This window comes from Hymenobacter coalescens (assembly GCF_054783195.1).
In genome coordinates, this window is record NZ_BAAGRA010000007.1 from 469,625 (window position 1) to 477,632 (window position 8,008).

Sequence of the window (8,008 nt, forward strand, 5' to 3'; positions counted from 1 at the left end):
GCATGGCAGATATGGAAATGTGGGGCGGTGTCGAATGCAGCATTCGACGCGTGCAGGATGATTTTTCGGATCAAACCCGGCTCAGTGGCCACCGCCACCGCTTGGAGGATCTGGACCAAATAGCCGAGCTAGGGGTGCGCAAGCTGCGCTACCCGGTGCTGTGGGAAAACGTGGCGCCCGACAGCCTCGACGAGCCGGACTGGGCGTGGACCGATGAGCGCATGAACCGCCTGCGGGAGCTGGGCATCGACCCCATCGTGGGATTGGTGCACCACGGCAGCGGGCCGCGCTATACCGCTATGGACCAGCCCAGTTTCGTGACGGGCCTGGGCCGCTTTGCCGGGATGGTCGCGGAGCGCTACCCCTGGGTGACGCACTACACACCCGTCAACGAACCCCTGACCACGGCCCGCTTCAGCGGGCTTTACGGCTTGTGGTACCCGCACCGCCACGACGATTTTGCCTTTGTGCGGATGTTGCTGCATCAGGTGCAGGCCACGAAAGCCGCCATACTGGCCATCCGTGAGGTCAATCCCCAGGCCCGGCTGGTGCAAACCGAAGACCTGGGCAAAATCCACAGCACCCCGCGGCTGGCGTACCAGGCCGAATTCGAAAACCACCGGCGCTGGCTGAGCTACGACCTGCTCTGCGGCCGCGTGACGCCCGAGCACGCGCTGTACCGCTACCTGCTCGACCACGGCGCCACGCCGCAAGAGCTGGACGAGCTGGTGCAGGCCCCGCTGCCGCCCGATGTGCTGGGCATCAACTACTACGTCACGAGCGAGCGGTTTCTGGACGAGCGCCTGGAGCACTACCCCTCGCACAGCGTCGGGCACAATCACCAGGAGCAATACGCCGACGTGGAAGCCGTGCGCGTGGAACCTTTGGAACTGGCTGGCCTGCGCACGCTGCTGGGTGAAGCTTGGGCGCGTTACCACCTGCCCGTGGCCATTACGGAAGTGCAGCTGGCCTGCACCCGCGAGGAACAGATGCGCTGGCTGCAGCAGGCCTGGAATGCGGCCGGCGAAGCCCGGAAAGCCGGGGCCGATGTGCGGGCTGTGACCGTCTGGGCCCTGTTTGGAGCTCACAACTGGGACACGCTGCTTACCCGCGACGGAACATACGAAACTGGGGTATTCGATGTGCGCAGCGGGCAGCCCCGCCGCACGGCCCTGTTCAAAATGGTGCAGCACCTGGCCAAAAATCAATCCTACCACCACCCCGTCCTGGAGGGCGCCGGCTGGTGGCAACGCCCCAACCGTTTTGCCTATCGCCACTTCCAACCCGCCTAAATCACCTAGCCATGAATGTATTTCAGTCAACTACGACTGCTGCTCAGCCGTTGCTGATTACGGGCGCGCAGGGCACCCTGGGCCAGGCCTTTCAGCGCATCTGCGAGGTGCGCAACCTCACCACGGTGTGCCTTAGCCGCCACGAGCTGGACATTGCGGACCCCGTGGCCTTGGAACTGGCCCTGCAGCGTTACAACCCCTGGGCCATCGTCAACGCGGCTGGCTACGTGCGCGTGGACGAAGCCGAGAACGACGCTGCGCTGTGCTACCGCGTGAATACCACCGGTCCGAAGGTGCTGGCTGAGGCCTGCGCCCACCACGGCATCCAGTTGCTGACCTTTTCTTCCGACCTCGTGTTCGATGGGCAGCAGTTGGTACCCTACATGGAGGACGATACCAAGCGCCCCCTGAACGTGTACGGGCGCAGCAAGAGCCTGGCCGAGCGCGATGTGCTGACGGCCATGCCCGCCGCTCTGGTGGTGCGTACCAGCGCCTTTTTTGGTCCCTGGGACGAATATAATTTCGTGCACTACGCCTTGCAGGCCATGCGCGGCGGGCGGGTTTTTGAAGCAGCCGACGACCTGCAGATTTCCCCCACGTACGTGCCCGATCTGGTAAACACTTCGCTCGACCTGCTCATCGACGAGGAAGCCGGCATATGGCACGTGGCCAACCGCGGCACCTACACCTGGGCCCGCCTGGCGCAGTTGGCTTCCGAAGCCGCCGGCCTTAATACCGCATTGGTGCGGCCCCGCCCCGCCGCCGAGTTCCGCTGGCCCGCGCCGCGCCCAGCTTTCAGCGCCCTGAGCAGCAGTCGGGGCATGGTGCTGCCCACCGTGGAAGACGGGCTGGTGCGCTACCTCGCCGAGGGAGGGGGCGCGGAGTGTACGCTACGCGGCGCAGCCCTGCAGGAAGCATCGTAGCGGCTTCGGCAACATTGGCATAAGCACCCCCTGAAAGTTCCGGCAAATCTGCCAATAGTTCTTTCCAGGCGAACCCCGCACTCTTTTTGAGGATGCGGGGTTTGTCATTTCTGGGACAACTTCGAACGCGTCTGGGGCTTTTCGGCCAAACAACGTATTTTTGAGGTGCGCCCCAGCGCATTCAGTACATTTTCCTACACAGCATGTTCGATTTTATCGGGAAGGCCGTCACGAAAGTCTTCGGCACCAAGTCGGAGCGGGACTTGAAAGGCATCATTCCTTACGTGGCGACCATCAACGCCGAATACGCCAAACTGGCAGCCATCTCCGATGACGAGTTGCGCGGCCAGTCCGACGAGCTGCGCGGCATCATCGACCAGCGGCTGCAAGCCGTGGACGCGCAGATTGCCGGCCTGCACCAGCGTATCAACGACGAGCCCAACCTCGACATTCAGGAGAAGGAACGCGTCTTCGACCAGATCGACGCGCTGGAAAAGCAGCGCAATGTGCAGTTGGAGGAAGTGTTGATGGAAGTGCTGCCGCGCGCCTTCGCCATCGTGAAGGAAACGGCGCGCCGCTACAAGGAAAACGGCCAGCTGGTGGTAACCGCCACCGAGCACGACCGCAGCCTTTCGCGTACCCGTCCGCACATTCGCTTCGAGGGCGATAAGGCCATCTGGCCGAACAAGTGGATGGCCGGCGGCGCCGAACTGACCTGGGAAATGGCGCACTACGACGTGCAGCTCATCGGCGGCATCGTGCTGCACCAGGGCAAAATCGCCGAAATGGCTACCGGTGAGGGCAAGACGCTGGTGGCCACACTGCCCGCCTTCCTGAACGCGCTGGCCCGCCGCGGCGTGCACGTGGTAACCGTCAACGACTACCTGGCCAAGCGCGACTCCGAGTGGATGGGCCCGCTGTTCGAGTTTCACAACATGCGTTGTGACTGCATCGACAAGCACCAGCCCAACACGGACGCCCGCCGGCAGGCCTATCTGGCCGACATCACCTACGGCACCAACAACGAGTTTGGCTTCGACTACCTGCGCGACAACATGGCGCGCGACCCGGAGGAGCTGGTGCAACGCAAGCACCACTACGCCATGGTCGACGAAGTGGACTCCGTGCTCATCGACGACGCCCGGACTCCGCTCATCATTTCGGGCCCGGTGCCGCGCGGCGACGTGCATGAGTTTCACCTGCTCAAGCCGCGCATTCAGCGTCTGGTAGAAGAGCAGAAAAAGCTGGTGCAGCAAAACCTGCTCGACGCCAAGCGCCTGATCAAGGAAGGCAAGGACGGCGCGAAGGAAGGCGAAGGCGGCCTGGCGCTGTTCCGCGCTTACCGCGGCCTGCCCAAGAGCAAGCCGCTCATCAAGTTTCTCTCGGAAACCGGCAACCGCGCCATTCTGCAGAAGGCCGAGAATTACTACCTGCAGGACAACTCGCGCATGATGCCGCAGGCCGATCAGCCGCTGTTCTTCACCATCGACGAGAAGAACAACCAGATCGAGCTGACCGAGAAAGGCATTGACCTGATTACCGGCCAGGGCGAAGACCCAAGCTTCTTCATCATGCCCGACATCGGCTCGGAGCTGGCGGCTATTGAGAACAACAAAACCCTCTCGGCCGACGAGAAGCTGCACACCAAGGAGCACGTGATGCAGGATTACCAGGAGAAATCCGAGCGTATCCACACCGTGAACCAGCTGCTGAAAGCCTACACCCTGTTCGAGCGCGACGACCAGTACATCGTCAGCGAAGACCACAAGGTGAAGATCGTGGACGAGCAGACCGGCCGCGTGATGGAAGGCCGCCGCTACTCCGATGGCCTGCACCAGGCCATCGAGGCCAAGGAAAACGTGCGCATCGAAGACGCCACGCAGACCTACGCCACGGTGACCCTGCAGAACTACTTCCGCATGTACCACAAGCTGGCCGGTATGACCGGTACGGCCGAAACGGAAGCGGGCGAATTCTGGCAGATCTACAAGCTGGATGTGGTGGTGGTGCCCACCAACCGCGGCATTGCTCGTAAAGACCAGCACGACAAAGTCTACAAGACGACGCGCGAGAAATACAACGCGGTGGCCGAGGAAATCCAGGAGCTGGTGAAAGCCGGCCGCCCGGTGCTCGTGGGTACCACGTCGGTAGAAAACTCCGAAATCATCAGCCGCCTGCTGCAGCTGCGCAAGATTCCGCACCAGGTGCTGAACGCCAAGCAGAACCAGCGCGAAGCCGAAATCGTGGCCGGCGCCGGCTACCCCGGCACCGTGACCATCGCCACCAACATGGCCGGCCGCGGTACCGACATCAAGCTGCGCGAAACCTCGAAGGAGGCGGGCGGTCTGGCCATCATCGGCACGGAGCGCCACGAGTCCCGCCGCGTGGACCGGCAGTTGCGCGGCCGGGCCGGCCGTCAGGGCGACCCGGGCACCTCGCAGTTCTTCGTCTCGCTCGAAGACAACCTGATGCGCCTGTTCGGCTCCGACCGCATTGCCCGCCTCATGGATCGCATGGGCCTGGAGGAAGGCGAAGTGATTCAGCACTCGATGATTACCTCGTCGATTGAGCGCGCCCAGAAGAAGGTGGAGGAAAACAACTTCGGCATGCGCAAGCGCCTGCTGGAGTACGACGACGTGATGAACGCCCAGCGCGAGGTGGTGTACCGCCGCCGCCGCAACGCCCTCTTCGGGGAGCGGCTGGAGCTGGACGTGTGGAACATGATCTACGAGGTGTCGGAGGACATCGTGACCGGCCACAAGATCAGCGGCGACTACGCCGACTTCCAGCTGGCCATCATCCGCGTGTTCGGCTACGACACGCACATCACGGCTGCCGAGTTTGGTGCCCAGCAGGTGCCGCAGCTCACGCAGAAGCTCTACGACGAAGCCCTGGGCTACTACCACTCGAAGAACGAGGTCATTGGCGAATCGGCGTTGCCGCTCGTCAACGACCTGATTGCCCAGAACGCCCCGTTCGAGAACATTGCCGTGCCGTTCTCCGACCAGCGCAAGCAGGTGACGGCCGTGGCCAACCTGCGCAAAGCCCAGCAATCCAACGGCCAGGAGCTGATCCGCGCCATGGAGAAGGTGGTGGTGCTTTCGCTGATCGACGAAGCCTGGACGCAGCACCTGCGCTCCATGGACGACCTGAAGCAGGTGGTGCAAAACGCCGTGTACGAGCAGAAAGACCCGCTGCTGGTGTACAAGTTCGAGTCGTTCGAGCTGTTCAAGCGCATGATCAGCAAGGTGAACGAGGACACCGTCTCGTTCCTGTTCCACGCCGACATTCCGGCCACGACGCAGGGCTCGGGCCAGGAGCCCGAAATCTTTTTCGAGGAAGCCGCCCCGGCGCCGCGCATTCCGCAGCCCCGCGTGAAGGCCGAGAAGGAGCAGGTGCACTCGCAGTTGGAGTCGGGCTTCACGGCCGAGGACGACAACGCCGAGCTGGTGGTGGAAAAACAGTCGCCCGTTCGCTCGCAGAAAGTAGCCAACCGCAACGACAAGGTGAGTGTGCAGTACATGGACGGCCGCATCGTGCGCGACGTGAAGTTCAAGAGCGTGGAAGAGGACGTACTGAACAACCGTGCCGTCATCATCGACTAAGTACCGCTTGGGGTAAGCCCCACGGCTTGTGCGTCGCTAATTGGAACGCTGCCTGGCACTAAGCCGGGCAGCGTTTCTTTATTATTGGAGCGATGGAAAACAAGCGAGAAATAGGCCGGCGGGATAAACAGCTGCTCATTAGCGGAGTGGGCGCGGCCGTGCTTTTTACGCTGTTTTACTTGTTACCCCATGACTCGGAGTTTGTGCCCCGCGCTAAAGAGGATATCGGCGGGCACTTACAGGATTTTGGACAGCTTCTGCTCTTGGTGGGTGCGTGGCTATTGGGCTGGCTGCTGGCATTTGTGTTTACCGGCTTACTGGCTTTACGACTGGGCGGTTGGATTTACCGCCGCTATCAGGCCTGGCACGAGGAGTACAACCGCTTCGACTAGCGGCCCGCCGATTAGCTACCTTTGCCTCATGCTTTCCACCGACAACCTCGCCGCGCGCATCGATCATACGTTGCTTAAGCCCGACGCGACCCGGGCCCAGATCCAGCAGCTGTGCGCCGAAGCGCGGCAGGCGCAGTTTGCCAGCGTGTGCGTGCCGCCCTGCTACGTGGCCGTGGCCGCCAACGAGCTATATGCTTCGGGCGTGGCCGTGTGCACCGTGGTCGGCTTTCCGCTGGGCTACCAGCTCACCAAGGTGAAGTTCTTCGAGGCGCACCAGGCCCTGAGCGAGGGCGCTACCGAAATCGACGTGGTGATGAACGTGGCGGCCTTTAAGTCGGGAAACCACGCGGAGGTGGAGGACGAGCTGGGGCAACTGGCCGAGCTGTGCCACTTCCGCGGCGGGCTGCTGAAGGTTATCATCGAAACGGCGCTGCTCTCGCCGGCCGAAATCCGCCAGGCCTGCGACCTGTGCGCCGCCGCCGGGGCCGACTTCGTGAAAACGTCCACCGGCTTTGCCAGCCGCGGGGCCACGGTGGAGGATATCCGCCTGATGCGCGACCAGTTGCCGGCGCACATCCGTATCAAGGCCTCCGGGGGCATTCGCACGCACGCCCAGGCCGTGGCGCTGGTGCAGGCCGGGGCCGACCGCCTCGGCGCCTCCGCCGGAATTGCCCTGCTCACGCCCCCCGCCGATGACGCCGCTCATGAATCGACTGCTTACTAACGTGCCGTTGCTCTTCGTTTCGCTTACCCTGGCCGGCTGCGCCGCTACGGGGCCGGCCAAGCCCACCACTTCTGCCCCCGACACGACGCGCCCCGCCGCCACGGCCAAAACCGCCGCGCCGGCCGAGGACCTGAGCCGGTACCGGCCGAAGTTTACCCTGCCCGCTGCGCCCAAGCCGCTGCCCGCCAAAACGGCCGTGCCGCCCACGGCCCACGTCAACAACCTGATTGACCAGCGCCTGCGTGACCAGGCCTATACCAACCAGAACGTCAAATACACCAGCGGCTACCGCATTCAGGCCTACGTGGGGCTGGAGCGCGAGCAGGCCATGGGCATCCGCCGCGCCGTCATCAGCCGCTACCCCGAGGAAACGGATTACCTCGTGTTCAAGCAGCCGATTTACCGCCTCCTCATCGGCGACTACCCCACGCGCCTCGACGCCGAGCGGGCCATGCTGCGCATTCGGCCGCTGGCCCCCAAGGCGGAGCTGCAGCCGGCGCAGGTGCTCATCAACAAAACCCGCTTTTAGCCCCGTGGCGCTGCTACGCGGGCTGCAGTGGGAGGAGCTGGATCTGCTGCAGGGCCTGGAGGTCATCCCGACGGAGGGACTGGGTGGCAACTGGCACTACCGGGTGCAGTGCGACGACCTGTTGCTGCTCGTGTCGCTCTGGCCCGACTCCGGCATGGTGGACGTCACCCTGGCGCGCACCGGCACCGAAACCGTGCTGCTCGACCTGACCGTGGCCGTGCGCGGGCGTATCCGCTACAACAACGACAAGCGCGGACAGTACCTGGAGTTTGCCGACTGCGTGCTGGTCGGCCGCGTGGTGCACTCCGAAGAGCAGTTGGAGGCCGCGTTCAGCCCCAACCTGATTGGGCGCACCATGCTGCTGGCCATCAAGCCGCAGGTGAGCGTGCTGTTCGAGTAGGAGCGGGGCCGGTAGTCGGCGCCTACCGGTTTGCGCTGTTTCTGTAGCGAACTGAAAATAACCGCGCAGATTCTGGAATATATAGCGGATTCATGAACGGTGTACATGATAGCCACAATGGTTGAACCAAGCTTTGGCGTCCT

General features: G+C 63.2%; 7 protein-coding genes. All 7 read left to right on the forward strand.

All coding sequences use genetic code 11. The features are described from left to right. Positions 1–2 precede the first annotated feature (2 nt). The 7 genes from ACYVKQ_RS07600 (at position 3) to ACYVKQ_RS07630 (ending at position 7,865) form a co-directional block, all read left to right on the forward strand. The gene (locus tag ACYVKQ_RS07600) at positions 3–1,292 is read left to right on the forward strand and encodes a family 1 glycosylhydrolase (protein WP_460577240.1); all 1,290 of its coding nucleotides are present in this window, start codon (positions 3–5) and stop codon (positions 1,290–1,292) included. Positions 1,293–1,303: 11 nt separating this feature from the next. Then, a complete protein-coding gene (locus tag ACYVKQ_RS07605; protein ID WP_460577241.1) occupies positions 1,304–2,215 on the forward strand; it encodes an SDR family oxidoreductase in 912 nt (303 codons plus the stop codon). 203 nt (positions 2,216–2,418) lie between these two features. Beyond that, positions 2,419–5,820, forward strand: a complete 3,402-nt coding sequence (gene secA / locus ACYVKQ_RS07610; RefSeq protein WP_460577243.1) for a preprotein translocase subunit SecA — start codon at positions 2,419–2,421, stop codon at positions 5,818–5,820. 92 nt (positions 5,821–5,912) lie between these two features. Beyond that, complete coding sequence (locus ACYVKQ_RS07615; RefSeq protein ID WP_460577245.1) at positions 5,913–6,212, forward strand: hypothetical protein; 300 nt, start codon at positions 5,913–5,915, stop codon at positions 6,210–6,212. 28 nt (positions 6,213–6,240) lie between these two features. Continuing rightward, positions 6,241–6,936 carry a 2-deoxyribose-5-phosphate aldolase gene (gene deoC / locus ACYVKQ_RS07620; protein WP_460577247.1) on the forward strand — a complete coding sequence of 232 codons (696 nt, stop codon included), beginning with the start codon at positions 6,241–6,243 and terminating at the stop codon, positions 6,934–6,936. After that, positions 6,917–7,465: a sporulation protein gene (locus tag ACYVKQ_RS07625; RefSeq protein ID WP_460577249.1), complete on the forward strand. Its 549-nt coding sequence runs from the start codon at positions 6,917–6,919 to the stop codon at positions 7,463–7,465. Before deoC ends, ACYVKQ_RS07625 begins: the two co-directional genes overlap by 20 nt. 4 nt (positions 7,466–7,469) lie before the next feature. Continuing rightward, the gene (locus ACYVKQ_RS07630) at positions 7,470–7,865 is read left to right on the forward strand and encodes a hypothetical protein (protein ID WP_460577251.1); all 396 of its coding nucleotides are present in this window, start codon (positions 7,470–7,472) and stop codon (positions 7,863–7,865) included. Positions 7,866–8,008 lie beyond the last annotated feature (143 nt).

What these genes read in the sequence shown, in the direction of transcription:
- ACYVKQ_RS07605 (WP_460577241.1), top strand. Translation starts at nt 1,304, where the DNA reads ATGAATGTATTTCAGTCAACTACGACTGCTGCTCAGCCGTTGCTGATT.
- ACYVKQ_RS07625 (WP_460577249.1), top strand. Translation starts at nt 6,917, where the DNA reads ATGAATCGACTGCTTACTAACGTGCCGTTGCTCTTCGTTTCGCTTACC.
- secA (WP_460577243.1), top strand. Translation starts at nt 2,419, where the DNA reads ATGTTCGATTTTATCGGGAAGGCCGTCACGAAAGTCTTCGGCACCAAG.
- deoC (WP_460577247.1), top strand. Translation starts at nt 6,241, where the DNA reads ATGCTTTCCACCGACAACCTCGCCGCGCGCATCGATCATACGTTGCTT.
- ACYVKQ_RS07600 (WP_460577240.1), top strand. Translation starts at nt 3, where the DNA reads ATGGCAGATATGGAAATGTGGGGCGGTGTCGAATGCAGCATTCGACGC.
- ACYVKQ_RS07615 (WP_460577245.1), top strand. Translation starts at nt 5,913, where the DNA reads ATGGAAAACAAGCGAGAAATAGGCCGGCGGGATAAACAGCTGCTCATT.